The following is a 24,376-nucleotide window of genomic DNA, read 5'->3' as shown; positions in this document are numbered from 1 at the left end:
CAGTTTTTGCTGGCATGACCCAGGCCAGCAACACCCAATTTCTTCGGATCAGGGAGGCCCAACCCATGCCCATTACCGTCGGTCAAGATACCGCCAGGACGCGCAAGACGCTTACCGTTGGCGACCAGTCGATTGCCTATTATTCGATCCCCGCGGCGCAGGCTGCCGGGCTTGGCGATTTCTCGAACCTGCCAGCCGCGCTGAAGGTTGTGCTGGAAAACATGCTGCGCTTCGAGGATGGCACGACTGTCACGGTCGAGGATATCCGGGCCTTTGCCGAATGGGGGGCCAATGGGGGCCGGAACCCGCGCGAGATTGCCTATCGTCCGGCGCGCGTTCTGATGCAGGACTTCACCGGCGTTCCGGCGGTGGTTGATCTGGCGGCAATGCGCGATGGTCTGGTGGCGCTTGGGGGTGATCCCGAAAAGATCAACCCGCTGAACCCGGTCGATCTGGTCATCGACCATTCGGTGATGATCGACCATTTCGGCAATCCGCGCGCGTTCCAGATGAATGTGGATCGTGAATATGAACGCAATATGGAGCGCTACCAGTTCCTGAAATGGGGCCAGCAGGCATTCAACAATTTCCGCGTGGTGCCACCGGGCACCGGCATCTGCCATCAGGTCAACCTGGAATATCTGTCGCAAACGGTCTGGACCGATATTGATCAGAATGGCGAAAACGTCGCCTATCCCGACACGCTGGTGGGCACTGACAGCCACACCACCATGGTCAATGGTGTCGCCGTTCTGGGCTGGGGCGTGGGCGGCATCGAGGCCGAGGCGGCCATGCTTGGCCAGCCGATTTCGATGCTGATCCCCGAAGTTGTCGGCTTCGAGCTGACCGGTGCAATGATGGAAGGCACCACAGGCACCGATCTGGTGCTGAAGGTTGTGGAAATGCTGCGCGAACGCGGCGTGGTCGGTAAGTTCGTCGAGTTTTACGGCGCAGGCCTGGATCATCTGCCGCTGGCCGATCGGGCCACCATTGCCAATATGGCCCCCGAATATGGCGCGACCTGCGGGTTTTTCCCGATCGACGGTGAAACCCTGCGCTACCTGCGCAATACCGGCCGCGATGAGGCGCGCGTGGCGCTGGTCGAGGCATATGCACGCGAAAACGGGTTCTGGCGCGGGGCGGATTATGCGCCGATCTATACCGATACGCTGCATCTGGATATGGGAGAAATCGTGCCCGCCATTTCCGGCCCGAAACGGCCGCAGGATTATGTCGCCCTGACCGATGCCAAAGCGGCCTTCACCAGGGAAATGGCCGAGACCTTCAAGCGCCCGATGGGCAAGCAGGTTGCGGTGAAGGGCGAAGACTATACGATGGAAAGCGGCATGGTGGTGATCGCCTCGATCACGTCCTGCACCAACACCTCGAACCCATATGTGATGATCGGGGCAGGGCTGGTGGCGCGCAAGGCCGCCGCTCTGGGTCTGAAGCGCAAGCCTTGGGTGAAAACATCGCTGGCACCGGGCAGCCAGGTGGTTTCGGCCTATCTGGAGGCGGCTGGCCTGCAAGAGGATCTGGACAAGCTCGGCTTCAATCTGGTCGGCTATGGCTGCACCACCTGCATCGGCAATTCCGGCCCGATTCAGGCGGAACTGTCTGACGCGATTGCCGAGGGTGATCTGGTCGCCACTTCGGTCCTGTCCGGCAATCGCAATTTCGAGGGCCGCATCAGCCCCGATGTGCGCGCCAACTACCTTGCCTCGCCACCGCTGGTTGTGGCCTATGCGCTGGCCGGCACCATGGATATCAACCTGGCCACCGATCCGATTGCGCAGACGCCCGAAGGCCGCGATGTCTATCTGAAAGACATCTGGCCGACGTCAAAAGAAGTGACCGACCTGGTCGAACAGACCGTGACCCGCGATGCTTTCCTGTCGAAATATGCCGATGTCTTCAAGGGCGATGAGAAATGGCAGGCGGTGGAAACCACGGATGCCAAGACCTATGACTGGCCGCCGCAATCGACCTATGTGCAGAACCCGCCCTATTTCCAGGGCATGAGCCCGGAGCCGGGCGTGATCACCAATATCGAGGGCGCAAAAGTGCTGGCGGTTCTGGGCGACATGATCACCACCGACCATATCAGCCCGGCGGGATCGTTCAAGGACACCACACCTGCCGGCAAATATCTGATCGAGCGGCAAGTGCCGCAGCGCGAATTCAATTCCTACGGCGCGCGGCGCGGCAATCACGAGGTGATGATGCGCGGCACCTTCGCCAATATCCGCATCAGGAACGAGATGCTGGACGGGGTCGAAGGCGGCTATACCTTGGGCCCCGACGGTGCCCAGACATCGATCTATGATGCCGCAATGGCCTATCAGGAGGCGGGCACGCCGCTGGTGATCTTTGGCGGTGAGCAATATGGCGCAGGGTCCAGCCGGGACTGGGCGGCAAAGGGCACGGCGCTCTTGGGTGTCAAGGCCGTGATCGCCGAAAGCTTTGAGCGGATCCACCGGTCCAACCTGGTTGGCATGGGCGTGATCCCGTTCGAATTCACCAATGGCGATAACCGCAAATCGCTTGGTCTGACCGGCGAAGAAACGGTATCAATCTCGGGCCTCGACACGATTGAGCCTTTGCAGGAGGTGCCTTGCGCGATCACGATGGGTGATGGCAGCGTCCAGAACATCATGCTGAAATGCCGGATCGATACCGCGATCGAGATCGAATATATCGAACATGGCGGCGTGCTGCATTACGTGCTGCGCAACCTGGCCAAGGCCGCCTGAACGGCGCGGTTCTGAGAAATCCCGGGCCCCGCCCCCTTTTCGGGCGGGGCTTTTCCTCGGGCCGGTGGCGACCGGGCACCAAAAAGGGCCTTCGAAGGCCCTTTTCAACGCGGTTTCGAAACCGCGTTGAAAAGCTGCTTCAAAGCAGCTTTCCTTCGCCCCCTGCTGGACATTGCGCATCAATTTGGCAAACTGACCAATATGGCCGGAGCATCAATCACCTTCACCCACGCGCTTTGCCGAACGCCCGCGCGGTCGGTGACGCGAGGATTGCGCGCCGTGGATCATGGTGCGCCAAACCCTGAGGAATTTACCCGCGAGCATATCGCATATGTCGCGGCCCTGCGCGCGGCCGGGGCCAAGGTCACGGTGCTGCCGGCGCAGGATGATTTTCCCGACAGCGTTTTCATCGAAGACCCGGCGCTGATCCTGAAAGGTGTGGCCATCCTGCTGCGCCCCGGTGCGCCAAGCCGATTGGGCGAGGCGGCAGCCCTTGCCCCTGATCTGGCACGGCTCGGCCTTGAGGTCAGGCACCTGCCCGAGGGCGGGTTTGTCGATGGCGGCGATATCCTGTGTTCTGACAGTGAAGTCATGGTCGGCCTGTCCGCCCGCACCGACCGCGCCGGGGTCGCGGGGTTGCGGCCCATTGTCGAGGATCTGGGATACCGCTTGCGCATCGTCGAGACCCCGCCCGAAATCCTGCATTTCAAGACCGAAAGCAGCCTTTTGGACCCCGAAACCGTGCTGGCCACCCCGCGTCTTGCGGTGACCGGCTGTTTCGACGGCTACACGGTGATCGAAACGGCAAAAGGCGAGGATGGCGCCGCAAATGCCATCCGGTTCAACGCCGCTGTCTTTCTGGCCAGCGGGTATCCCGGGACGGCCGAGCGGCTGGCGGCGGCGGGTTTCAGCGTCACGCCCCTGTCGGTCACCCAGGCTGCGCTGCTTGATGGCGGCCTTTCCTGCATGTCGCTGCGCTATATGATGGCGACGTAATCCACGCCACGAGGAGGTCCAATATGCAAGATATTGCCATCATCACCGGCTATCACGCGCATGTTTATTACGACGCCAGTTCCGCAAGCCGTGCCCGCGCGGTTTGCGAGGCCGCCCATGCCGCGTTTGGCGTCTCGATGGGGCGCATGCATGACAAGCCCGTCGGCCCGCACCCCACCGGCTCGTGCCAATTGACGGCCACGCCCGCGGAATTTGCGGTTCTTTTGCCGTGGCTGGCGCTCAACCGCGAGGGGTTGATCGTTTTTGCCCATCCCGAGACCGGAGACCACCTGGCCGATCACCGCGATCACGGCATCTGGTTGGGCACCGGATTGCCGCTTGATCTGTCAGTTTTTGGCTGAGGGAAGGAAAAATTCCATGAAAGGTTTCCCCGACCTGCCGCCGATCTGGTTTGCGGGTTTTTGCATCATCGCCTGGTTTCTGGCCCGTGAATTGCCGCTGGTGATGGCATTCGGCCCGGTTTTCCGGCTGGCGGGCCTGGTTTTGGTCGCCGCCGGGTTCGGCGTTATCGGCTGGTCCGCGATCTGGTTTTTCAGGAAAAAAACCCCGATCGAGCCGCATCACGACCCTAGCGCGCTGATCACCGAGGGCCCGTTTCGCTATTCGCGCAATCCGATCTATCTGGCCATGGTCGCGATGCTGACCGGGTTTGTGCTGTGGCTTGGCGCGCTGAGCCCGGTAGTGTTGCCGGGGCTGTTCATCTGGGTTTTGACCCATCGCTTCATCCTGCCCGAGGAGGCGCGCCTTGTTGAGGGCTTCGGTCTGGAGGCCAGGCGTTACATGCAGGGCACAGGGCGCTGGTTGTAACGCGAGATCGCAAAGGCTTGATTGGCATGAGTGGCCCGGGGGCGCTACTTCTAGAGGACCGATCCGAAGGGAGCCTCATGGCCCGTATTACACCTGTTCTCGCTTTATTGCTCGCCTTCACGCCGGTCACGGGCGCGCGGGCTGATAGCCCTGTTGTGGTAGAGCTGTTTTCCTCGCAAGGGTGTTCGGCCTGTCCGCCGGCTGATGCGCTATTGGCGGAACTGGCCACCCGTGACGATGTGATCGCTTTGGCCCTGCATGTCGATTACTGGGACTATATCGGCTGGGCCGATACCTTTGCCTCGCCGCAATTCACCCGCCGTCAATATGCCTATGCCCGCGCCGCCGGGCGGAACATGGTTTACACACCGCAGATGATCATTGGCGGCAACGACCGGGTGATGGGCAATGAGCCGATGCAGGTCGCGGATCTGATCATGTCGCATCGCGATGTCGAATACCCCGTCCAGATCACGATTTCGCGCGTTGATTCGGTGCTGACTGTCCGGGCCGATGCCGCCATGGCCCTGCCGGAATATCCGATGATCGTGCAGATCGTGCGGTATGAACCGATGCAAACCGTCGAAATCACCCGCGGTGAGAATGCCGGCAACACGGTCGAATATGCCAATATCGTCACCGAATGGACCCGTATCGGCGAATGGACCGGCGAAGCGCCGTTCAACCTGAGTATCGGCGATGCCAGTGACGGCCCGGTAGTGGCCATTGTTCAGCTGGCTGGCCCCGGCGCGATCCTGGGGGCGGCGCGGCTGGATTGAGCGCCTGACCACCGACAGGGGCGGCGTTCAGGCCAGCATCACACCAAAAACCACCGACATCAGCCCAAGGGCAGACAGCATCAACGCGCCCATGTTAAGGAAAACAATGCGTTGCAGCCGGGCGCGCATCTGATCATCGGGCAGCCCTGCCTTGCGCACCCGCAGCGCCGAGAATATGCAATAGCCGATCATCGCCAGCCCCGCCGCTGTCAGCCCCGCACCGATCCAGACCAGCCATTCCATCGCAAATTCCTTACCCCGACATATCGGTTTTTTGCCTAGCCTGCCGGGGCGGCCTGCGCAAGTCTTGCGGGGGGCGGGCAGGGGCGTTAGACCCGGTGTTTCCGGTGATTTCGCAACGACAGGCAGGCCCCCAAGATGAATGACATGAATTCCCCCTCAGACAGCTACCGCGTCACGGCAGACGAGCTGCGCCAGTTCATCGAACGTATCGAACGTCTGGACGCAGAGAAAAAAGACATTGCCGAGCAGCAAAAAGAGGTGATGGCCGAAGCCAAGGGGCGCGGCTATGACACCAAGATCATCCGCAAGGTCGTGGCCCTGCGCAAACGCGAACCCGATGATATTGCCGAGGAAGAAGCCGTCCTTGAGATGTATAAGGAAGCGCTGGGCATGCGCTGAGGCTGCTTTCGGACCGGCAGGCCATCGCCCGGCAAACGCGAGCGAGATTCCACAACCTGCCATCACCCGGCCCCGATACATGGCCTGTATCAGGGCGTAATCAGGGAAACTCCGGGGATGCGCGCGACGGCATCCATGTCATCCTCATAGGCGTCGGTCATGTCTTCCAGCATCTCGGGCGACCAGCCGGGGGTGTCCAGTTCTTCCTCGATCATGTCATCGCGGACGTATTTATCGAGGAAGGCCGCCGTCACCCGGCGCCGCAGAACTTCGTTTTCGGGCGGGTTTTCGGCCATGTAGTTCTGCAGGCGCCTGAAACCCGCAGGCTCCATCAACTCCTCCAGCAGGTCATCTACCCCCTCCAGCGGGGCCAGCGGATCGCAGCCTGCCATCTCGCGTAGAATTTCGCCCCAGATCAGTGGCGTGTCCTCGTTGTTCCAGACCGTCACATGGCAATCGGGCACTGCGCCGCGCATGCGCACCAGCATTTCCGACCAGGCCAGCGCATGGGGCTGCATATCTTCGGTGAACTCGGCAAAATCAGTAAAGCGGGAGCCCTTGAACAGCGTCGGAATCCAGGTTGCCGGATCGCGCATGCCGATGTGAAATTCGACCTCTGCCTGCGGGAACAGATTGCGCAGATTGGTGGCCTTGCGTTCAATCTTGGGCCAGATCTGCGGCCCAACCACGACAAGGCGCGGAATGGTGACGATGCGGGAGTCCGAAAACACCACGCGGTCGGCGTTTTTGGGCACCTGTGCGGCCTCCAGGATCGTGTCCTGCATTTCCTGCGGGGCGGGTGCACCATCCAGCGTGCGCATCACATCCGAGATCACATCGCGATACTGTGCCGGCGTCGGAATGCAAATGCCGTCCTTGGCCAACGCCTTGCGGTTGCGCAGCAGCGATTTGATCAGCTTGTCATCATCCGTACAGGGCGCGCCGATATGAAACACAACCTGCATATTTTCTCTAAAACCCGTATGTTAGTTGTTCTTGGGTGTAACCTATAGAAGCATCTGTCCAAGAAAAACCCCTATCTGACGGGGTAGCCCCGCCAGATTTTTATCGGCCTGAGCGCAAAGGTCGTATGCATGGCCGTGACATTGGGCAGCGTGGCCAGACAATCGCGGTGAATGCGGTCGTAATCATCCATGTCGCGGGCCGCGACGCGCAGGGTGTAATCGGCCTGGCCGCTGGTCAGGTAGCATTCCAGAATGTCGTCCGAGGCGCGCACCGCCGCTTCAAACCCCTGCAACACGCTGCGTTCCTGGCTGCGCAATGTGATCTCGACAAAGACCAGCAGGCTGAAGCCCAGTTTGCGACGGCTGAGCCGGGCCGAATAGCCCGCGATGATGCCCTTGCCCTCCAATATCTTGATGCGGCGATGACAGGCCGAGGCCGACAGCCCCAGATCGCTGGCCATATCGGCGACCGGCCGGTTCGAATCACGCTGAATTGCGCGCAGGATGCGGGTATCTGTCTGATCCATTTTTTCCTGCTAAACAAACAAATGGCGCGAGAAACTTGCGCCAATATTCACCAGCGCAGGACAAAGATCAACAAAATCCCGATCTGACGCGGGTAAAATACATCGAAATCTTAACGCATGGGAGAGCAGAGTCATGATCATCGGGTGCCCCAAGGAAATCAAGAACCACGAATACCGCGTTGGCGTGACGCCAGAAAGCGCCGGCGAGCTGATCAACCATGGCCACAAGGTCATGATCCAGGCCGGTGCCGGCGCTGGCATCGGTGCCGAGGATGACGCCTATCGCGCGGCCGGTGCGGTGATTGTCGATACCGCCGAAGAGGTCTTTGCCAGCGCCGACATGATCGTCAAGGTGAAGGAGCCGCAGGCCGAAGAGCGCGCCATGCTGCGCGAGGGTCAGGTGCTCTATACCTATCTGCATCTCGCCCCCGACCCGGCCCAGACCAAAGACCTGATCGCCTCGGGCGCGATCTGCATTGCCTATGAAACCGTGACCGACCGCTCCGGCGGCCTGCCGCTGCTGAAACCGATGAGCCAGGTCGCCGGCCGCATGTCGGTGCAGGCCGGGGCCACCGCGCTGGAAAAGGCGCATGGCGGCCGGGGTGTGCTGCTGGGCGGCGTGCCGGGGGTGGCTCCGGGCAAGGTCTGCATCATCGGCGGCGGCGTCGTGGGCTTCAATGCGGCACAGATGGCCGTGGGTCTGGGGGCCGATGTGACCATCCTGGACCGCAGCCCCGAAGTGCTGGAGCGCATGGCCATGCATTTCGAATCGCGGGCCAAGACGCGGTTCTCCAATCAGGCCAATCTGGCCGAATGCGTGGCCGAGGCCGATCTGGTCATCGGCGCGGTGCTGGTGCATGGGGCCGAGGCACCCAAGCTGGTCACCCGCGCCATGCTGTCGACCATGAAGCCGGGCGCGGTGATGGTCGATGTTGCGATCGACCAGGGGGGCTGTTTCGAGACATCCAAACCCACGACCCATGCCGACCCCACCTATACCGTTGATGGCATTGTGCATTACTGCGTCGCCAACATGCCCGGCGGTGTCGCCCGCACCTCGACCTATGCGCTGAACAACGTGACCCTGCCGCATGCGCTGCGCATTGCCGACAAGGGCTGGCGCGCGGCGCTGCTGGCTGATCCGGATCTGGCCAATGGGCTCAATGTCTGGAACGGTCAGGTGACCTACAAGGCGGTGTCGGATGCTCTCGGGCTTGGCTACACCGATCCGGCCACGGCGCTGGCCGCCTGATCCATCTGCCAATGGGTGGCGCGGGCAGGGGCGGACCCTTGCCCGCGCGCCCCGCGCAGGGGGCTTTCCCGCTGGACCTTGGCGCGGACATGCGGCATTAGAACAGGGACCGATTTCTTGCCGGAGGCCCGTGCCATGCTCGCGTTCATCAACCGTCTGTTTACCTGGTGGAACGACCAGACCGTGGGCACGCAGCTATATACCTGGCGCAAAGGCGAAAAGGTCGGCGAGGATGATCAGGGCAATATCTATTACCAGACACGCGATGGCGTGCGCCGTTGGGTGATTTTCAACGGTGAGGTCGAAGGCAGCCGGGTGTCGCCTGACTGGCATGGCTGGCTGCATCATACCTTTGACAATTCGCCCGCAGATCGCCCGCTGGCGCATAAGGATTGGGAGAAGCCGCATCAGCCCAACCTGACCGGCACCGCCGCGGCCTATGCGCCGGCCGGGTCGCAACGCCAGGCCGTGCCTGCGGAGCGCCGCGATTACGAGGCCTGGAATCCGGAATAAAGGCGCGCGCGATGTCCGAAAATGTCACAGAAGTTCTGGTGGGCGGTGCCGTTCTGGCCGCGGCCGTGGGGTTTTTTGCCTATGCCGTTCAGGTCGGCGGTTATGAAACCGGCGGCGACAATTACCGGCTATCTGCCTCATTCCGTTCCGCCGATGGCATTGCCGTGGGCACCGAGGTGCGCCTGGCGGGCGTCCGGGTGGGCAGTGTCACCGACCTGTCGCTGAACGGCGAAACCTACCGCGCCGATGTCGGGTTTTCGGTTCTGGGTGACATTGCGGTGCCCGATGACAGCGCGGTCGCAATATCTTCGGAAGGGCTGCTTGGCGGCAATTTCGTGGAGATTCTGCCCGGCGGATCCTTTGAATATCTGGCCGCCGATGATGAAATCTACAACACTCAAAGCTCGGTTTCGTTGGTGACGCTGTTGCTGCGCTATGTCGGTGGTGGTGACAGCAGCGGCAATGGGGAGGGCCAATGATACGGGCGCTGGCTATTCTGGCCCTGCTGCTTTGGCCCGCGCTGGCGGGCGCGCAGCAAGATGGCGTGCAGCTGACGCAGGAACCGAACCCGAATTTCGACCTGGGCCCCGTGGTTCTGGAGGCCCCCGGCGCGGTGCTGCGGGCGCTGGACAAGACCGTTGGCCGGACCACCGATATCGACATTGCGCGCGGTCAGACCGTTGTGATTGGCCGCATCGCCGTGCGCCTGATCGAATGCCGCTATCCCGAGGATACACCCGAGGCCGAGGCCTATGCCCATATTCAGGTTCTGGATCTGGAGGGGACGGAATTGTTCAACGGCTGGATGATCGCCTCAAGCCCGGCATTGGTGGCATTGGAACATCCGCGCTATGATGTCTGGGTCCTTCGGTGCAGTATTTCGGAAACCGGCACCGGCGACGGTTGAGCCAGAAAATCAGCCTCCCAATGCAGCGCGCGTTCCAGTTTCTTGCGATAAACTGACCGCGGGATTTCCTCGGCCCCAAGGCTGAGCAGATGGTCGGTTACAAACTGCGTATCAAATAGCTGGAACCCGCCATAGCGCAGCCGCTTGACCAGATAGGCCAGCGCGATCTTGGATGCATTGCGCCGGCGCGAAAACATGCTTTCGCCAAAGAACGCGGCACCAAGCGCCACACCGTAAACGCCACCGACCAGCGTGTCGCCGTCCCAGACCTCGACCGAATGGGCAAAGCCTGCGGCGTGCAACTGACCATACAGATCGGCAATCTGATCATTGATCCAGGTCTCCTCACGCTCGGAACAGCCCTGCACGGTGCCCGCGAAATCGGCGTTGATACGAATATCATACCGTTCCAACCTGATGTCCTTGGCCAGGCTGCGCGAGATGTGGAAGCCGTTCAGCGGAATAATGCCGCGCATCTGCGGATCGACCCAGAAAACGCCGGGATCATCGCGCCCTTCGGACATCGGAAAGATGCCGACAGAATAGGCTCTGAGCAGCAGATCAGGCGTTATCGCAGGGCGAAGCGGGGTTAGAAGATCATGGGCCATTTGCAGCAGTTTAGCAGGGTTTTTCGGGAATGCAGTCGCTTGCTGAAAGACAGACTGTTGCGGAATTCGCGCCAGCCCGTCAACACATCACGGTTATGGCCGGTATTGCGCCGGTTCAGCCGAATTTCTGGTCCAGCCAATGTTCCAGCCAGTGGATGTTGTAGTCACCCGACAAAACCGCATCTTCCTTCAGTAATTCACGAAAAAGCGGGATGGTGGTATCAACACCATCAACGATCAATTCCCCCAAGGCCCGGTGCAGGCGTGCCAGCGCTTCGGGCCGGTCGCGGCCCTGCACGATGAGCTTGGCAATCAGGCTGTCGTAATAGGGTGGGATCGAATAGCCGTCATAGAGCGCCGAATCCATCCGCACGCCAAGCCCTCCGGGCGCGTGATACTGGCTGATCCGTCCGGGGCAGGGCGAGAAATTCGGCAGCTTTTCGGCATTGATCCGCACTTCGATGGCGTGACCCTGCACCTGCAGGTCATCCTGCGTGAAGGACATCGGCAAACCGGCCGCGACCCGGATCTGTTCGCGCACCAGATCGACACCGAACACCGCTTCCGTGATGGGGTGTTCGACCTGCAAACGGGTGTTCATCTCGATGAAAAAGAATTCGCCGTTTTCATAGAGAAACTCGATCGTGCCGGCCCCGATATAGTTGATATTGGCCACGGCATCGGCGCAGACCTTGCCGATACGGGCGCGGGTCGCGGCGTCAATGGTGGGGCCGGGGGCCTCTTCGAACACTTTCTGATGGCGGCGCTGCAGCGAACAATCGCGTTCGCCCAGATGGACCGCGTTGCCCTTGCCATCGCCAAAGACCTGAATTTCAATGTGGCGCGGCGTGGTCAGGTATTTTTCGATATAGACATCCGGATTGCCGAAATTTGATTTGCCTTCGGCGCGCGCGGTCTGAAAGGCCGATTTCATCTCTTCCGCGAACCCGGCCACTTTCATGCCCTTGCCGCCGCCACCTGCCGTGGCCTTGACGATCACCGGATAGCCGAATTCCTCGCCGATCTTCAGCGCATCCTCCAGCGTGTCAACGCCGCCATCGCTGCCGGGCACGCAAGGAACGCCCAGGGCCTTCATCGTATCCTTGGCGGTGATCTTGTCGCCCATCACGCGGATATGCTCGGCCGTGGGGCCAATGAAGGTCAGATCATGATCCTGCACGATCTGCACGAAATTGGCATTTTCAGACAGAAAGCCATAGCCCGGATGGATCGCCTGGGCCCCGGTGATTTCACATGCCGAGATGATCGCGGGAATGGACAGGTAACTTTCGGTGGCAGCGGGCGGGCCGATGCAGATCGCCTCATCCGCCATGCGCACATGCATTGCGTCGCTATCGGCGGTGGAATGGACGGCAACCGTCTGGATGCCCATTTCGCGGGCCGCACGGACGACGCGCAGGGCAATCTCTCCGCGATTGGCAATCAGGATTTTGTCAAACATGATCTGGCCTTACGCGATGATCATCAAAGGCGAGCCAAATTCCACGGCATCGCCATCGCCCACCAGAATGCGGGTCACGGTGCCGGATTTGGGCGACGGGATCTGGTTCATGGTCTTCATCGCCTCGACGATCATCAGGGTCTGGCCTTCGCTGACCTTATCGCCCACCGACACGAAATTTCCGGCACCGGGTTCGGGGGCCATATAGGCGGTGCCGACCATCGGCGAGGTCAGGGCGTCGGGGTCTTGCGCCGGATCGCCGCCAGCGGCAGGCGCGGGGGCTGCTGCGGCAGGGGCCGGGGCTGGCGCAGGGGCCGCAGCCGGGGCCGGGGCGTGATAGACCGGAGCAGGGGCTGGCGCAGGCTGACGGCTGACGCGGACATTCAGGCTGTCGCTGTCGCCATATTCGCGCATCACCTCAACCTCGGTCAGGTCGTTCTGGTTCAGCAATTCGGCCAGCGCCTTGATGAATGCAACGTCCCCGTCATGCGTCTTGTTTGACATTTCCCGTTTTCCTCGCTTGCTGCGGGCGGCCATTTTGCATGCCTGCCCCGCCTGCTCTTCGTTTCCGGCGTGTATAGGCGGTCCCGCCGATGGTGAAAAGCAAAAGCCCCCCCGCGAGGGTGAATTTTCAGGCATTCGGGGCAGAAATTGATGATGCGTGGTGTGGAAAGCCCCAAATTCAAAATTTTTACCACTTGATCAAAAATTGGACCTGTGCCAGCTTTTCCCATAAGGTTCCGCCATTCGATCACGCAGAGGTCCCCATGACGAACAGCCCGCTTACTCCCGGTATTGCTGCCGCGCGACTGGATAGCGACCAGATTGCCGCCAATTTCACCGATCTGCACGCGCCGCTGGATGGGCACGAGGCGCTGGTTGCTGCGGATCGCTGCTATTTCTGCCATGACGCGCCCTGCGTCACGGCCTGCCCGACCTCGATCGACATCCCGCTTTTCATTCGCCAGATCGCCACCGGCACGGCGCAGGCCGCGGCGCGCACGATCTTTGAGCAAAACATTCTGGGCGGCATGTGCGCCCGTGTCTGCCCGACCGAGACGCTCTGCGAAGAGGTCTGCGTGCGTGAGGCGGCCGAAGGCAAGCCGGTCGAGATCGGGCGGCTGCAACGATTTGCCACCGATATCGCCATGGCCAAGGGCGGCCACCCGTTCACCCGCGCCGCCGATACCGGCAGACGCGTGGCCGTGGTTGGGGCGGGGCCTGCCGGGTTGGCCTGCGCCCATCGGCTGGCGATGCATGGCCATGCGGTCGAGATCCTTGACGCCCGGCCCAAGGGCGGCGGCCTGAATGAATATGGCATCGCGGCCTACAAGACCGTGGATGGTTTTGCCGAGGCGGAAATGCGCTGGCTGATGGCGATCGGCGGCATCACCCTGCGCAGCGGGGTGCGGCTGGGCACCGACCGTTCGCTGGATGATCTGCGGGCCGATTTCGATGCGGTGTTTCTGGGCCTGGGGCTGTCGGGCGTCAATGCGCTGGGCGTGGAGGGCGAAGACAGGCCGGGTGTTGCCAATGCGGTTGATTTCATTGCCGAGCTGCGCCAGGCCGATGACCTGACTGCGCTGCCGGTCGGGCGCAATGTGGTGGTGATCGGCGGCGGCATGACGGCCATCGATGCGGCGGTGCAAGCAAAGCTGCTGGGGGCGGAAAACGTCACCATTGCCTATCGGCGCGGCCGCGAGCGGATGGCGGCCTCGGAGTTTGAACAGGATCTGGCGACCTCCAAGGGGGTGCGGATCATCTATAACGCGCAGCCCGTTGCGGTGCATGGGAATGGGGCCGTGGCAGAGCTGGAGCTGGAATATACCCAAACCGTCGATGGGGTGCTGACCGGCACCGGTGAGACCTTTCGGCTGCCCGCCGATCAGCTGTTCAAGGCGATTGGGCAAAACTTGGGCAATGTGCCCGATGGATTGCAGATTGCAGGCGGCAAGATCACCGTGACCGAAACCGGGCGCACATCAATGGATGGAGTCTGGGCCGGGGGCGATTGCGCCAGCGGCGGCGATGATCTGACGGTCACAGCGGTGGCCGAGGGCCGCGACGCGGCGATGGATATTCATGCGGCGTTGATGGGGCGGGGCGGGACATGAAAGCGGGGCGGGACATGAAAGAGCCGTCATCCAGAGAAAGAAATGCCGTGGCGCAAATCGGGCTGACCGAGGACCCGGACAAGCTGCGCAGGTTCATCTCCAATGCGCGAAGAGAAAAATCCGATATTGTCGAATCCGCGGCCTTCACGCGTTTGTGCTTTGTGCAGCCTGAGGCGGTGCCGGGGAGTGTTGAACATGATGTCTGGCAATCGATTCATGCCTTGGAACAGATGCTTTTGGAAGAACGTGGCAAGACGGTTCGGTTGTCTCGAACGCGCCAGAAAATAGCCAGGGACGGTGAGGTGAAAACCGTCTCTGATCTCACGCTCAGGGCAACGGCATCCGCGGGATTTGATGATCTCGTTTCGCGCGGCTATCCTGAATTGACCTTCGAAGCCGTGGTTTTGCGGCATCCCGAAACGTTTGATGAAGCCGTCTGCGCGGGGGCCCGGGATCGGCTCGAAGATGCGGAGGTGGACGCGGACTCCATCATCAACTCCATTGAGGAGAGCTAAGAAATGGCTGATCTGACCACCGAGTTCCTGGGGATCAAATCCCCCAATCCGTTCTGGCTGGCTTCGGCCCCGCCAACGGATAAGGAATATAATGTCCGGCGCGCATTCGAGGCCGGTTGGGGCGGCGTCGTGTGGAAAACGCTCGGCTCCGAAGGACCACCCGTCGTCAATGTCAACGGCCCGCGCTACGGGGCCATTTTCGGGGCGGATCGGCGGCTGTTGGGGCTGAACAATATCGAACTGATCACCGACCGGCCCTTGCAGACAAACCTTGAGGAAATCACCCGCGTCAAACGCGACTACCCCGATCGCGCGGTGATCGTGTCGCTGATGGTCCCGTGCGAGGAACAGGCCTGGAAAGACATCCTGCCACTGGTCGAGCAGACCGGTGCCGACGGCATCGAGCTGAATTTCGGCTGCCCGCATGGCATGGCCGAACGCGGCATGGGATCTGCGGTGGGGCAGGTGCCGGAATATGTCCAGATGGTCGCGCAGTGGTGCAAGATGTATTACTCCAAGCCGGTGATCGTGAAGCTGACGCCCAACATCACCGATATTCGCACATCGGCGCGGGCGGCAAAGGCGGGCGGCGCGGATGCGGTATCACTGATCAACACCATCAATTCAATCACTTCGGTCAATCTCGATGTGATGAGCCCCGAGCCGATGATCGACGGCAAGGGCACGCATGGCGGCTATTGCGGCCCGGCGGTCAAACCGATTGCCCTGCATATGGTGGCCGATATCGCCCGCGATGGCGATACGCGCGGCTATCCGATTTCGGCCATTGGCGGTGTGACCACATGGCGCGACGCGGCCGAATTCATGGTGCTTGGGGCGGGCAATGTGCAGGTCTGCACGGCGGCAATGACCTATGGTTTCAAGATCGTTCAGGAAATGATCTCAGGCCTTTCGCAATGGATGGATGAGAAGGGATATAGCACGACCGACCAGTTCATCGGCAAGGCGGTACCCAATGTGACGGATTGGAATTACCTCAATCTCAACCACATCACCAAGGCGCGGATCGACCAGGAGGCCTGCATCAAATGCGGGCGCTGCTATGCGGCCTGCGAGGATACCTCGCATCAGGCCATCACCATGTCCGAGGATCGCGTATTCGAGGTTCAGGATGATGAATGCGTCGCCTGCAATCTCTGCGTCAATGTCTGCCCGGTCGAGGATTGCATCACCATGGTGACGCTGGAACCGGGCCAGATTGATGAGCGCACCGGCAAGGTGGTGGAGAAAGACTATGCCAACTGGACCACGCATCCCAACAACCCCGGCAGCTGTGCGGCCGAATGATCCGCGGGCTAGATCATGTGAACCTGCGCACGGCGCAGCTGGACGCTCTGGTGGTCTGGTATGGTGAGGTTTTGGGCCTGCATCCCGGCCCCCGGCCCGATTTCGGCTTTCCCGGCGCGTGGCTTTATGCGGGCGATCAGGCGGTGATCCATCTGGTTGAGGATAGGGCCATTGACGGCCCCGGTGGCAGGCAGCTGACCTTGGAGCATTTCGCTTTGAATGCAAGCGGTTATGCGGCGTTCCTGGCATTGCTGGAAGGCAAGGATATTCCCTATCGCCTGTCGCGCGTTCCGCCCGGGCCGGTGGATGTGGTGCAGGTCAATATCCATGACCCTGATGGCAACCACATTCATGTCGATTTTCCATCGGATGAGATGGGCTGACGCGGGCGGGAAGGCGTTTCGAAACGCCTTTTCCAAAGCCGCTTTGAAGCGGCTTTGCCCCTGATCGCAGGCCGTCGAACCTTGTCAGGGCGTCAGCAGTTTGGTGAAAAGCTGCTCCAGAAACCCCTCGGCCTCCTGCAACGGATCATGGCCCGGCCCCAGAACGGCGCGCAGTTGAACGTCGAAATCGGCATAATGCTGTGTCAGCGCCCAGATCGAAATGATCAGGTGGCGCGGGTCCACGGGGGCCAGCTTGCCGGTATCGGACCACTCCTGAATCACTGCCGATTTTTCATCTACCAGCGCTTTCAGGTCCCCCTCCAATGCGGCCAGCATGCGCGGCGCGCCCTGCAGGATTTCATTGGCGAAGAGGCGGCTTTCGCGGGGGTAATCGCGGCTCATCTGCAATTTGCGCCTGACATAGGCCAAAAGCTCCGCCACCGGATCGCCCTCGGCATCCAGCGCGCGCAGCGGGTCCAGCCAGGTTTGCATCAGCCGCTCCAGCAGGGTCACATGGATGGCTTCCTTGGACGGGAAATAATACAGCAGATTAGGCTTCGACAGGCCGGCCTCAGACGCTATATGATCCAGCGTTGCACCGCGAAACCCCTGGCGCGAAAAAACCTCCAGCCCGGCATTCAGAATGGTCTCGGTGTTTTTGCGCTGAATGCGCGTGCGCGGTGGCTGCATATTCATTACCAGCACGCCCCGCAGGCAGGCGAGCACGGAATTTGTGCGTTTTGTCTGCCAATTCGACGCGTGCGGCGTTCAATTTCTTGACTGTCCATATCCCTCTGATAGCGTGTTCTTGACCGATTGGTCAAAAGAACAATCACGCTGCCCGAAATTTAGCCATCGGGCCGCCAGATCGGGGGCGCATGACAGATTGCCGGATTGATCCGTGGCACACCCGCCCGCGTGGCAGGGATCCAGGCGGAACGTAATGAATTGCGAGGGTGTGGCGATGCCCTTTGCCCGACATGCAACTGAAGTGAGGAGAGGCCGATGTCCGCCCCCGGTGAGAACCTGAAAATCAATGGCACCAGGCTGTGGGACAGCCTGATGGAAATGGCCAGGATCGGCCCCGGCATTGCGGGCGGCAACAACCGCCAGACCCTGACCGATGAAGATGCCGAGGGACGCGCCCTGTTTCAGGAGTGGTGCGTGGCGGCGGGATGTTCCATGGGGCTTGATGAGATGGGCAACATGTTTGCCCGGCGCGAGGGGACAGACCCGGACGCGCTGCCGGTCTATGTCGGGTCACATCTTGATACACAGCCCACGGGCGGCAAATATGATGGCGTGCTGGGCGTGCTTGGCGGATTGGAAATCATTCGCACGCTGAATGATCTGGGCATCAAGACCAAGCATCCCATCGTGGTGACCAACTGGACCAATGAAGAAGGCACGCGCTATGCGCCCGCGATGCTGGCCTCGGGCGTTTTTGCCGGCAAGCACACGCTCGACTGGGCTTACGCGCGGGTCGATGCCGAGGGTAAGACTTTCGGGGATGAATTGCAGCGGATCGGCTGGAAGGGCGAAGAAAAAATCGGCGCTCGCAAGATGCACGCCTTCTTTGAATTGCATATCGAACAGGGCCCGATCCTTGAGGCGGAGGGCCGCGATATCGGCGTGGTCACGCATGGCCAGGGTCTGCGCTGGATCGAATGCACCGTGACCGGCAAGGAAAGCCATACCGGATCGACCCCGATGGCGATGCGCAGGAATGCAGGCCGCGGATTGGCATTGGTGACGGAGCTGGTCCATGAGATTGCGATGGCGAACCAGCCCGGTGCGGTGGGCGCGATCGGCCATATTGATATCTACCCCAACAGCCGCAACATCATCCCCGGCAAAGCCGTGTTCACCGTCGATATGCGCAGCCATCTCTTGGACAAGCTGAACGCCATGGTCGCGGAGTTCATGGCCCGCGCGCCGGGGCTTTGCGAAGGCATCAACACCGAATTTTCCTGCGAGATCGTGGGCCAGTTCGACCCGCCCGCCTTTGATGAAGCCTGCGTTGGCGCGGTGCGCAATGCGGCCGAACGGTTGGGCTACTCCCATATGGATATCGTCTCAGGCGCTGGCCATGATGCCTGCTGGATCAATGATGTGGCCCCGACGGCGATGGTGATGTGCCCCTGTGTCGACGGGCTTTCGCATAATGAGGCCGAGGAGATCAGCCCCGCATGGGCCGAGGCCGGGGCCAATGTGCTGATGCATGCGGTGGTCGAAACAGCGGAGATTGTGGTGTGATAGCCGGGTTGATGCGGCGCGATACCGAACCGGCCCCGGTGCCACGAAAAGGGAGAAATCAATAATGACCACCAAAGTCATCAAAGGCGGCACCGTCTGCACCGCCGACCGCACCTGGAAGGCCGATGTGCTGATCGAGGGCGAGACCATCCGCCAGATCGGTGAAAACCTGTCGGGCGATAGCTATGTCGATGCCGAAGGGGCCTATGTGATCCCGGGCGGGATCGATCCCCATACCCATCTGGAAATGCCCTTCATGGGCACCACGGCGGCAGAAACCTTTGAAAGCGGCACCTGGGCGGCGGCGGCGGGTGGCACCACCATGCTGGTTGATTTCTGCCTGCCGGGCGAAGATGGATCCATCAAGAATGCGATCAATGAATGGCACCGCAAATCGGCCCCGCAGATCTGTTCCGATATCGGCTATCACATGGCGATCACCGGCTGGGATGAGACTGTTTTCAATGAGATGAAGGACGCCGTTGATATGGGCGTCAACTCGTTCAAGCATTTCATGGCCTATAAGGGCGCGCTGATGATCGAGGATGACGAGATGTTCGCCTCGTTCAAACGCTGCGCTGAGCTTGGCGCGCTGCCGATGGTCCATGCCGAAAACGGTGATCTGGTCGCCGAAATGCAGGAACAGATGATCGCCCGGGGCATCACCGGGCCCGAGGGCCATGCCTATAGCCGCCCGCCCGAGTTCGAGGGCGAGGCCGCCAACCGCGCCATCACGATTGCCGATGCTGCCGGTGTGCCGCTTTATATCGTGCATGTCTCCTGCGAGCAGGCCCATGAAGCGATCCGGCGGGCGCGACAAAAGGGGATGCGGGTCTATGGCGAGCCTCTCATACAATTCCTGACACTTGATGAATCGGAGTATTTCAACAAGGATTGGGACCATGCCGCCCGGCGCGTGATGAGCCCGCCATTTCGCAGCAAGGAACATCAGGAAAGCCTGTGGGCCGGTCTGCAATCAGGGTCGCTCCAGGTTGTCGCCACCGACCACGCGGCGTTCAACACCGAACAGAAACGTGCCGGGCGCGATGATTTTCGCCTCATCCCGAACGGGTCGAACGGGTTGGAGGAACGCCTTGCCGTGCTGTGGACCGAAGGCGTGGAAACCGGCCGCTTGACGCCGAACGAATTTGTTGCAACCACTTCAACGAACGTCGCCAAGATATTGAATATATACCCGAAAAAGGGTGCGATTGTTGAAGGGGCAGATGCGGATATCGTGGTTTGGGATCCCAAGATTTCCAAGACCATCAGCGCCTCGAACCATCATTCCGTGCTGGATTACAACGTCTTTGACGGGTTCAACGTGACCGCGCAATCGCGCTATACGCTGTCGCGCGGTGAGGTGATCTGGGCCTGGGGACAGAACAGCCAGCCAAGCCCGGGCCGGGGCCGGTTCGTGCCGCGCCCGCCCTTTCCATCCGCCCATGAGGCGCTGAGCAAATGGAAGGCGCTGACATCGCCGAAAATGATTCAGCGCGATCCGCTGAACATTCCGGCGGGGATTTGAGTTTGGCCGCTGAAATGACAACGAAACAGCAATCTGGCGCGGCGATGTCTGCCGCCCAAACCCCTGTGATTCAAGCGCGTAACCTCGACCTGACCTTTCATACCAATGATGGTCCGGTCCATGCGCTGAAAGGGGTCAGCCTTGACATCATGAAGGGCGAGTTCGTCAGCTTCATCGGGCCTTCGGGCTGTGGCAAGACGACCTTTCTGAGGGTCATGGCAGCATTGGAGGAGCCGACCGGCGGCACCATCACCGTCAATGGCATGTCGCCAGATGAGGCGCGGCGCAACCGGGCCTATGGCTATGTGTTTCAGGCCGCCGGGCTCTACCCTTGGCGGACCATTGAAAAGAACATCAAACTGCCGCTGGAGATCATGGGATTTGATCGGGCCGAGCAGGAAAAGCGTGTGAACAACGTCTTGCAACTCGTTGATCTGGAAGATTTTGGGCAGAAATATCCTTGGCAGCTTTCCGGCGGTATGCAGCAGCGCGCCTCGATCGCGCGGGCGCTGGCCTTTGACGCCGATATTCTGCTGATGGATGAGCCGTTCGGGGCGCTGGATGAGATCGTGCGCGACCATCTGAATGAGCAATTGCTTAAGCTCTGGGCGCGGACCAACAAGACCATCGCCTTTGTCACGCACTCCATCCCTGAGGCGGTCTATCTCAGCACCAAGATTGTCGTCATGTCGCCGCGTCCGGGTCGGATCACCGATATCATCGACAGCGATCTGCCCGCCGAACGGCCGCTCGATATCCGCGATACGCCGGAATTTCTGGCCATCGCGCATCGGGTGCGCGACGGGCTGCGCGCGGGGCACGCCTATGATGATTGAGCGGGCCAATTCGCTATGCACGACCTGTGCACACCGCGGACACGCCCGGTGCATAGAAATCGGGCTGCCGTGATGAGTGACGCAACCCAAACCGCGCCCCGATCGGGGCTGTCCCTTGGGCTATTGAACGCCGCGCGGGGCGCGTTGCCGGTGGTCGTTGTGGTCGGGGTGCTTTTGGCGCTGTGGCTGGCCGCTGTCGCGCCGATGAATTTCCGCCTGGCGCTGGATCAGGCGACGCGGGGCGGGGCCGAGGTGATGCCCGCCACACCGCAGGAGCAGGGGCAGACCGGGTTGATCCGCCTGATGCTGGACAATCCGGGCGTTCTGCCCGCAGCCTATGTGTTCGAGCGCCCGCGCCTGCCGCGCCCGCAGGATGTGCTGGTCGAGATGCGCGACAACACGATCGGGCTGGCGCGCGACTGCAGCTGGACCGGATGGGGCGAGGGGCGCGAGCATTGGTCCGGCCTCAGCGAGGGCTGCCTGCGGGTGGTCAATAATCGCCGGTCGCTGATCTTTCACGCCTGGAAAACCCTGGCCCCGACGCTGCTGGGCTTTGCCATCGGTGCCGGGCTTGGCACCCTGCTGGCGGTAGGAATTGTCCATAACCGGACCATGGATCTGAGCGTGATGCCCTGGGCGATTGCCAGCCAGACCATTCCCATCCTTGCCATCGCGCCGATGGTGATCGTGGTGCTGAATGCCATGGGCGTGCAGGGGTTGTTGCCGAAATCTCTGATCTCAAGTTACCTTTCTTTCTTTCCGGTGGTCGTGGGCATGGTCAAGGGCTTGCGCAGCCCGAAGGCGATGGAGCTGGATCTGATGCGCACCTATTCGGCCAGTGGCGCGCAGGTGTTCTGGAAATTGCGACTGCCTGCATCGCTGCCCTATCTCTTTACCTCGCTGAAAATCGGCGTCGCGGCGGCGCTGGTCGGCACCATCGTTGCCGAACTGCCCACCGGGGCCCGGTTCGGGCTGGGTGCGCGGTTGCTGACCGGCAGTTACTATGGCCAGACCGTGCAGATCTGGGCGGCTCTGTTTACTGCCGCCATTTGTGCCGCGCTGCTGGTATGGATCATCGGGTTTGTCGAGAAGCGGACCCTGACACGAATGGGGCTGGCGCGATGAGGAGTGTGGCCGCAAGCAGAGCATCCGGTGCCCTCAGCCCGAAAATCTGGGTCGCTGCGGGCGTCTGCGTGGCCGGGTTTGTCTATGATTGGCGCCTTGGGGTGATTTTTACCATCTGGCTGGCCGCCTGGGGGCTGAATATCGTGCTGTCGGAGCAGGAAAGGCCGGCCGCGCGTCTGGCGGTGCCGGTGATCTTTGGCCTGACATTGCTGGTTTTGTGGCAGATGGCGGTGCGGTTGTTCGAGGTCAATCAGGTGATCCTGCCGGCCCCGTCCGACATCTGGATTGCAATCCTCCAGAACGGGCCGGTGCTGTGGGCCGATTTCATCCAGACCGTGGTGAAAGGGGCGCTGAGCGGCTATGTCATCGGGGCGGCGCTGGCCGTGGCCACGGCAATCGCGGTCGACCGGTCGCAATTTCTGCAACGCGGCCTGCTGCCGGTTGGCAATTTCATCGCCGCCCTGCCGATTGTGGGCACCGCCCCCATTCTGGTGATGTGGTTCGGCTTTGGCTGGCAATCAAAAGCGGCGGTTGTGGTGGTGATGGTCTTTTTCCCAATTCTGGTGAACACGGTTGCCGGGCTGAAGGCCACCGAGGCTATGCAGCGCGATCTGATGCACACTTATGCGGCAAGCTATTGGCAGGGGCTGGTCAAGCTGCGCCTGCCTGCGGCCTTGCCCTTCATCTTCAACGGCCTCAAGATATGCACCACGCTGGCGCTGATCGGGGCCATCGTGGCAGAGTTTTTCGGCTCGCCCATCGTGGGCATGGGGTTTCGCATAAAAACCAGTTTTGGCACGCTGGAACTGGCGATGGTCTGGGCCGAGATCGCGGTGGCGGCGGTGGCGGGATCGGGGCTTTACGGGGCGGTTGCCCTGGCTGAACGGCGGCTGACCTTCTGGCACCCGTCGCAACAAAGATAACAAAAGAGATAACAAGAAACCGAAAACCAACATGGAAGGAAAAATGATGAAACACCTGATGACCTCAGCGCTGGCGCTTTCGCTGGTGGCGGGCATGGCCAATGCCGATAGCCATGGCGACGCGGTGACGCTGCAACTGCAATGGGTAACGCAAGCGCAGTTTGCCGGCTATTATGTGGCGCTGGAAAACGGGTTCTATGAAGAAGAAGGCCTCGATGTCACGATCCAGCCCGGCGGGCCCGATATTGCGCCGCCGCAGGTTCTGGCCGGGGGCGGTGCCGATGTGATGCTGAACTGGATGCCCTCGGCGCTGGCGGCGCGCGAACGTGGCTTGCCGGTGGTCAATATCGCGCAGCCATTTGCGCGTTCGGGGCTGATGTTGACCTGTTGGGCCGATAGCGGCATCTCGGAGCCTGCCGATCTGGCCGGCAACACCATCGGTGTCTGGTTCTTTGGCAATGAATACCCGTTCCTGAGCTGGATGAGCCAGTTGGGCATTGCGACCGATGGATCCGAGGGCGGTGTCACCGTGCTGCAGCAAGGCTTCAATGTCGACCCGCTGTTGCAGCGCCAGGCCGATTGTATCTCGACCATGACCTATAATGAATATGGTCAGGTGCTGGATGCCGGTGTCAGCGAGGATGATCTGGTGACCTTCAAATATGAAGATCAGGGGGTTGCGACGCTGGAAGATGGCATGTGGGTGCTGGAGGAAAATCTTGAGGATCCCGCATTTGTCGACCGCATGGCGCGGTTCGTGCGGGCCTCCATGCGCGGCTGGGACTGGGCCGAGGAAAACCCCGAAGACGCCGCGATGATCGTGCTGGATTATGATGAGACCGGGGCCCAGACCGCGGCGCATCAGATCCGCATGATGGGTGAAATCGCGTTGTTGACGGCGGGATCGGACGGGCGTCTGGACGAGGCTGCCTATGAGCGCACGGTGGCGACGCTGCTGGCGGGCGGCTCGGACCCGGTGATCACGATGGAACCCGAGGGGGCCTGGACATCCGTTGTGACCGATATGGCATTGGGCAACTGAGGCCTTTCGACTGCTGTTGAATTGAGGCGCGGGCCCGCCCAAAGAACGGCCGCGCCCCATTTTTTGTTTTTTTGAACCCCTGGGCCGGGCGGGCCCCCAGTTTCCCAGGGCCGG

The 24,376-nt window shown here is 61.1% G+C and carries 27 protein-coding genes; 20 read left to right on the top strand and 7 right to left on the bottom strand.

Going from position 1 to position 24,376, the window contains the following annotated elements; translation table 11 throughout:
* Positions 1-65 precede the first annotated feature (65 nt).
* From acnA to ACW8PS_RS09790, 5 genes are all read left to right on the top strand, one after another.
* Positions 66-2,753 carry an aconitate hydratase AcnA gene (acnA, locus tag ACW8PS_RS09810; RefSeq protein ID WP_491527204.1) on the top strand — a complete coding sequence of 896 codons (2,688 nt, stop codon included), beginning with the start codon at positions 66-68 and terminating at the stop codon, positions 2,751-2,753.
* A 201-nt stretch (positions 2,754-2,954) separates the two neighbouring features.
* Positions 2,955-3,749 carry a dimethylarginine dimethylaminohydrolase family protein gene (locus tag ACW8PS_RS09805; RefSeq protein ID WP_491527203.1) on the top strand — a complete coding sequence of 265 codons (795 nt, stop codon included), beginning with the start codon at positions 2,955-2,957 and terminating at the stop codon, positions 3,747-3,749.
* A 23-nt stretch (positions 3,750-3,772) separates the two neighbouring features.
* Positions 3,773-4,111 (top strand): DOPA 4,5-dioxygenase family protein, encoded by a 339-nt coding sequence (locus ACW8PS_RS09800; protein ID WP_491527202.1) that lies wholly within the window; start codon positions 3,773-3,775, stop codon positions 4,109-4,111.
* A 16-nt stretch (positions 4,112-4,127) separates the two neighbouring features.
* Positions 4,128-4,577: a methyltransferase family protein gene (locus tag ACW8PS_RS09795; protein WP_491527201.1), complete on the top strand. Its 450-nt coding sequence runs from the start codon at positions 4,128-4,130 to the stop codon at positions 4,575-4,577.
* Between the two features lie 77 nt (positions 4,578-4,654).
* Positions 4,655-5,356 carry a DUF1223 domain-containing protein gene (locus ACW8PS_RS09790; protein WP_491527199.1) on the top strand — a complete coding sequence of 234 codons (702 nt, stop codon included), beginning with the start codon at positions 4,655-4,657 and terminating at the stop codon, positions 5,354-5,356.
* A 27-nt stretch (positions 5,357-5,383) separates the two neighbouring features.
* Here the strand turns inward: ACW8PS_RS09790 and ACW8PS_RS09785 are convergent, their stop codons facing one another.
* On the bottom strand, positions 5,384-5,599 hold the full coding sequence (locus ACW8PS_RS09785) for a hypothetical protein (RefSeq protein WP_491527198.1): 216 nt from the start codon (positions 5,597-5,599) through the stop codon (positions 5,384-5,386).
* Positions 5,600-5,734: 135 nt separating this feature from the next.
* On the opposite strand from ACW8PS_RS09785, the gene ACW8PS_RS09780 reads away from it, so the two are divergent.
* Positions 5,735-5,998 carry a DUF2312 domain-containing protein gene (locus ACW8PS_RS09780; RefSeq protein WP_491527197.1) on the top strand — a complete coding sequence of 88 codons (264 nt, stop codon included), beginning with the start codon at positions 5,735-5,737 and terminating at the stop codon, positions 5,996-5,998.
* Positions 5,999-6,087: 89 nt separating this feature from the next.
* Here ACW8PS_RS09780 and ACW8PS_RS09775 read toward each other — a convergent pair whose 3' ends face one another.
* Together ACW8PS_RS09775 and ACW8PS_RS09770 are read right to left on the bottom strand one after the other, a co-directional pair.
* Entirely contained in the window at positions 6,088-6,963 is an 876-nt protein-coding gene (locus ACW8PS_RS09775) for a hypothetical protein (RefSeq protein WP_491527196.1), read from the bottom strand.
* Positions 6,964-7,034: 71 nt separating this feature from the next.
* Positions 7,035-7,490 (bottom strand): Lrp/AsnC family transcriptional regulator, encoded by a 456-nt coding sequence (locus tag ACW8PS_RS09770; RefSeq protein WP_491527195.1) that lies wholly within the window; start codon positions 7,488-7,490, stop codon positions 7,035-7,037.
* Positions 7,491-7,623: 133 nt separating this feature from the next.
* On the opposite strand from ACW8PS_RS09770, the gene ald reads away from it, so the two are divergent.
* The 4 genes from ald (at position 7,624) to ACW8PS_RS09750 (ending at position 10,162) form a co-directional block, all read left to right on the top strand.
* Positions 7,624-8,742, top strand: coding sequence for an alanine dehydrogenase (ald, locus tag ACW8PS_RS09765; protein ID WP_491527193.1), 1,119 nt, complete (start codon positions 7,624-7,626; stop codon positions 8,740-8,742).
* A gap of 135 nt (positions 8,743-8,877) precedes the next feature.
* Positions 8,878-9,255, top strand: coding sequence for an NADH:ubiquinone oxidoreductase subunit NDUFA12 (locus ACW8PS_RS09760; RefSeq protein WP_491527191.1), 378 nt, complete (start codon positions 8,878-8,880; stop codon positions 9,253-9,255).
* Between the two features lie 11 nt (positions 9,256-9,266).
* Positions 9,267-9,734 (top strand): outer membrane lipid asymmetry maintenance protein MlaD, encoded by a 468-nt coding sequence (gene mlaD / locus ACW8PS_RS09755; RefSeq protein WP_491527190.1) that lies wholly within the window; start codon positions 9,267-9,269, stop codon positions 9,732-9,734.
* Complete coding sequence (locus tag ACW8PS_RS09750; RefSeq protein ID WP_491527189.1) at positions 9,731-10,162, top strand: DUF2155 domain-containing protein; 432 nt, start codon at positions 9,731-9,733, stop codon at positions 10,160-10,162. The genes mlaD and ACW8PS_RS09750 overlap by 4 nt, the downstream gene beginning before the upstream one ends.
* Here the strand turns inward: ACW8PS_RS09750 and aat are convergent.
* From aat to accB, 3 genes are all read right to left on the bottom strand, one after another.
* The gene (gene aat / locus ACW8PS_RS09745; RefSeq protein ID WP_491527188.1) at positions 10,105-10,770 is read right to left on the bottom strand and encodes a leucyl/phenylalanyl-tRNA--protein transferase; all 666 of its coding nucleotides are present in this window, start codon (positions 10,768-10,770) and stop codon (positions 10,105-10,107) included. The genes ACW8PS_RS09750 and aat overlap by 58 nt on opposite strands.
* 115 nt (positions 10,771-10,885) lie before the next feature.
* The gene (accC, locus tag ACW8PS_RS09740) at positions 10,886-12,232 is read right to left on the bottom strand and encodes an acetyl-CoA carboxylase biotin carboxylase subunit (RefSeq protein ID WP_491527187.1); all 1,347 of its coding nucleotides are present in this window, start codon (positions 12,230-12,232) and stop codon (positions 10,886-10,888) included.
* 9 nt (positions 12,233-12,241) lie between these two features.
* Positions 12,242-12,736, bottom strand: coding sequence for an acetyl-CoA carboxylase biotin carboxyl carrier protein (gene accB / locus ACW8PS_RS09735; protein WP_491527186.1), 495 nt, complete (start codon positions 12,734-12,736; stop codon positions 12,242-12,244).
* Between the two features lie 263 nt (positions 12,737-12,999).
* Here accB and ACW8PS_RS09730 point away from each other — a divergent pair, with 263 nt between their 5' ends.
* Genes ACW8PS_RS09730 through ACW8PS_RS09715 form a run of 4 tightly spaced genes read left to right on the top strand, consistent with a single transcriptional unit; the run spans position 13,000 to position 16,552 of the window.
* Positions 13,000-14,346 (top strand): NAD(P)-dependent oxidoreductase, encoded by a 1,347-nt coding sequence (locus ACW8PS_RS09730; protein WP_491527184.1) that lies wholly within the window; start codon positions 13,000-13,002, stop codon positions 14,344-14,346.
* 14 nt (positions 14,347-14,360) lie between these two features.
* The gene (locus ACW8PS_RS09725; RefSeq protein ID WP_491527183.1) at positions 14,361-14,861 is read left to right on the top strand and encodes a hypothetical protein; all 501 of its coding nucleotides are present in this window, start codon (positions 14,361-14,363) and stop codon (positions 14,859-14,861) included.
* Between the two features lie 3 nt (positions 14,862-14,864).
* Positions 14,865-16,169 carry an NAD-dependent dihydropyrimidine dehydrogenase subunit PreA gene (preA, locus tag ACW8PS_RS09720; protein ID WP_491527181.1) on the top strand — a complete coding sequence of 435 codons (1,305 nt, stop codon included), beginning with the start codon at positions 14,865-14,867 and terminating at the stop codon, positions 16,167-16,169.
* Positions 16,166-16,552, top strand: a complete 387-nt coding sequence (locus ACW8PS_RS09715) for a VOC family protein (protein WP_491527180.1) — start codon at positions 16,166-16,168, stop codon at positions 16,550-16,552. The genes preA and ACW8PS_RS09715 overlap by 4 nt, the downstream gene beginning before the upstream one ends.
* Before the next feature lie 84 nt (positions 16,553-16,636).
* On the opposite strand, the gene ACW8PS_RS09710 is transcribed toward ACW8PS_RS09715, so the two are convergent.
* Positions 16,637-17,242 (bottom strand): TetR family transcriptional regulator C-terminal domain-containing protein, encoded by a 606-nt coding sequence (locus ACW8PS_RS09710; protein ID WP_491527215.1) that lies wholly within the window; start codon positions 17,240-17,242, stop codon positions 16,637-16,639.
* A 315-nt stretch (positions 17,243-17,557) separates the two neighbouring features.
* Between ACW8PS_RS09710 and ACW8PS_RS09705 the strand changes: the two genes are divergently transcribed.
* The 6 genes from ACW8PS_RS09705 to ACW8PS_RS09680 all read left to right on the top strand — a co-directional run bounded on the left by ACW8PS_RS09705 (position 17,558) and on the right by ACW8PS_RS09680 (position 24,262).
* Complete coding sequence (locus ACW8PS_RS09705) at positions 17,558-18,808, top strand: Zn-dependent hydrolase (protein WP_491527179.1); 1,251 nt, start codon at positions 17,558-17,560, stop codon at positions 18,806-18,808.
* A 64-nt stretch (positions 18,809-18,872) separates the two neighbouring features.
* Positions 18,873-20,336 (top strand): dihydropyrimidinase, encoded by a 1,464-nt coding sequence (gene hydA, locus ACW8PS_RS09700; RefSeq protein ID WP_491527178.1) that lies wholly within the window; start codon positions 18,873-18,875, stop codon positions 20,334-20,336.
* A 44-nt stretch (positions 20,337-20,380) separates the two neighbouring features.
* Positions 20,381-21,172: an ABC transporter ATP-binding protein gene (locus ACW8PS_RS09695; RefSeq protein WP_491527177.1), complete on the top strand. Its 792-nt coding sequence runs from the start codon at positions 20,381-20,383 to the stop codon at positions 21,170-21,172.
* A 72-nt stretch (positions 21,173-21,244) separates the two neighbouring features.
* Positions 21,245-22,297 (top strand): ABC transporter permease, encoded by a 1,053-nt coding sequence (locus tag ACW8PS_RS09690; protein WP_491527176.1) that lies wholly within the window; start codon positions 21,245-21,247, stop codon positions 22,295-22,297.
* Positions 22,294-23,220 carry an ABC transporter permease gene (locus tag ACW8PS_RS09685; protein WP_491527175.1) on the top strand — a complete coding sequence of 309 codons (927 nt, stop codon included), beginning with the start codon at positions 22,294-22,296 and terminating at the stop codon, positions 23,218-23,220. Before ACW8PS_RS09690 ends, ACW8PS_RS09685 begins: the two co-directional genes overlap by 4 nt.
* A 46-nt stretch (positions 23,221-23,266) precedes the next feature.
* Entirely contained in the window at positions 23,267-24,262 is a 996-nt protein-coding gene (locus tag ACW8PS_RS09680; protein WP_491527174.1) for an ABC transporter substrate-binding protein, read from the top strand.
* The last annotated feature ends 114 nt before the right edge of the window (positions 24,263-24,376 follow it).

This window comes from Alterinioella sp., assembly GCF_058343375.1.
The sequence above is the reverse complement of the archived record's forward strand: the minus strand, read 5'-3'. Positions and strand labels throughout refer to the sequence as shown.

What these genes read in the sequence shown, in the direction of transcription:
- acnA (WP_491527204.1), top strand. Translation starts at nt 66, where the DNA reads ATGCCCATTACCGTCGGTCAAGATACCGCCAGGACGCGCAAGACGCTT.
- ACW8PS_RS09805 (WP_491527203.1), top strand. Translation starts at nt 2,955, where the DNA reads ATGGCCGGAGCATCAATCACCTTCACCCACGCGCTTTGCCGAACGCCC.
- ACW8PS_RS09800 (WP_491527202.1), top strand. Translation starts at nt 3,773, where the DNA reads ATGCAAGATATTGCCATCATCACCGGCTATCACGCGCATGTTTATTAC.
- ACW8PS_RS09795 (WP_491527201.1), top strand. Translation starts at nt 4,128, where the DNA reads ATGAAAGGTTTCCCCGACCTGCCGCCGATCTGGTTTGCGGGTTTTTGC.
- ACW8PS_RS09790 (WP_491527199.1), top strand. Translation starts at nt 4,655, where the DNA reads ATGGCCCGTATTACACCTGTTCTCGCTTTATTGCTCGCCTTCACGCCG.
- ACW8PS_RS09785 (WP_491527198.1), bottom strand. Translation starts at nt 5,599, where the DNA reads ATGGAATGGCTGGTCTGGATCGGTGCGGGGCTGACAGCGGCGGGGCTG.
- ACW8PS_RS09780 (WP_491527197.1), top strand. Translation starts at nt 5,735, where the DNA reads ATGAATGACATGAATTCCCCCTCAGACAGCTACCGCGTCACGGCAGAC.
- ACW8PS_RS09775 (WP_491527196.1), bottom strand. Translation starts at nt 6,963, where the DNA reads ATGCAGGTTGTGTTTCATATCGGCGCGCCCTGTACGGATGATGACAAG.
- ACW8PS_RS09770 (WP_491527195.1), bottom strand. Translation starts at nt 7,490, where the DNA reads ATGGATCAGACAGATACCCGCATCCTGCGCGCAATTCAGCGTGATTCG.
- ald (WP_491527193.1), top strand. Translation starts at nt 7,624, where the DNA reads ATGATCATCGGGTGCCCCAAGGAAATCAAGAACCACGAATACCGCGTT.
- ACW8PS_RS09760 (WP_491527191.1), top strand. Translation starts at nt 8,878, where the DNA reads ATGCTCGCGTTCATCAACCGTCTGTTTACCTGGTGGAACGACCAGACC.
- mlaD (WP_491527190.1), top strand. Translation starts at nt 9,267, where the DNA reads ATGTCCGAAAATGTCACAGAAGTTCTGGTGGGCGGTGCCGTTCTGGCC.
- ACW8PS_RS09750 (WP_491527189.1), top strand. Translation starts at nt 9,731, where the DNA reads ATGATACGGGCGCTGGCTATTCTGGCCCTGCTGCTTTGGCCCGCGCTG.
- aat (WP_491527188.1), bottom strand. Translation starts at nt 10,770, where the DNA reads ATGGCCCATGATCTTCTAACCCCGCTTCGCCCTGCGATAACGCCTGAT.
- accC (WP_491527187.1), bottom strand. Translation starts at nt 12,232, where the DNA reads ATGTTTGACAAAATCCTGATTGCCAATCGCGGAGAGATTGCCCTGCGC.
- accB (WP_491527186.1), bottom strand. Translation starts at nt 12,736, where the DNA reads ATGTCAAACAAGACGCATGACGGGGACGTTGCATTCATCAAGGCGCTG.
- ACW8PS_RS09730 (WP_491527184.1), top strand. Translation starts at nt 13,000, where the DNA reads ATGACGAACAGCCCGCTTACTCCCGGTATTGCTGCCGCGCGACTGGAT.
- ACW8PS_RS09725 (WP_491527183.1), top strand. Translation starts at nt 14,361, where the DNA reads ATGAAAGAGCCGTCATCCAGAGAAAGAAATGCCGTGGCGCAAATCGGG.
- preA (WP_491527181.1), top strand. Translation starts at nt 14,865, where the DNA reads ATGGCTGATCTGACCACCGAGTTCCTGGGGATCAAATCCCCCAATCCG.
- ACW8PS_RS09715 (WP_491527180.1), top strand. Translation starts at nt 16,166, where the DNA reads ATGATCCGCGGGCTAGATCATGTGAACCTGCGCACGGCGCAGCTGGAC.
- ACW8PS_RS09710 (WP_491527215.1), bottom strand. Translation starts at nt 17,242, where the DNA reads ATGCAGCCACCGCGCACGCGCATTCAGCGCAAAAACACCGAGACCATT.
- ACW8PS_RS09705 (WP_491527179.1), top strand. Translation starts at nt 17,558, where the DNA reads ATGTCCGCCCCCGGTGAGAACCTGAAAATCAATGGCACCAGGCTGTGG.
- hydA (WP_491527178.1), top strand. Translation starts at nt 18,873, where the DNA reads ATGACCACCAAAGTCATCAAAGGCGGCACCGTCTGCACCGCCGACCGC.
- ACW8PS_RS09695 (WP_491527177.1), top strand. Translation starts at nt 20,381, where the DNA reads ATGTCTGCCGCCCAAACCCCTGTGATTCAAGCGCGTAACCTCGACCTG.
- ACW8PS_RS09690 (WP_491527176.1), top strand. Translation starts at nt 21,245, where the DNA reads ATGAGTGACGCAACCCAAACCGCGCCCCGATCGGGGCTGTCCCTTGGG.
- ACW8PS_RS09685 (WP_491527175.1), top strand. Translation starts at nt 22,294, where the DNA reads ATGAGGAGTGTGGCCGCAAGCAGAGCATCCGGTGCCCTCAGCCCGAAA.
- ACW8PS_RS09680 (WP_491527174.1), top strand. Translation starts at nt 23,267, where the DNA reads ATGAAACACCTGATGACCTCAGCGCTGGCGCTTTCGCTGGTGGCGGGC.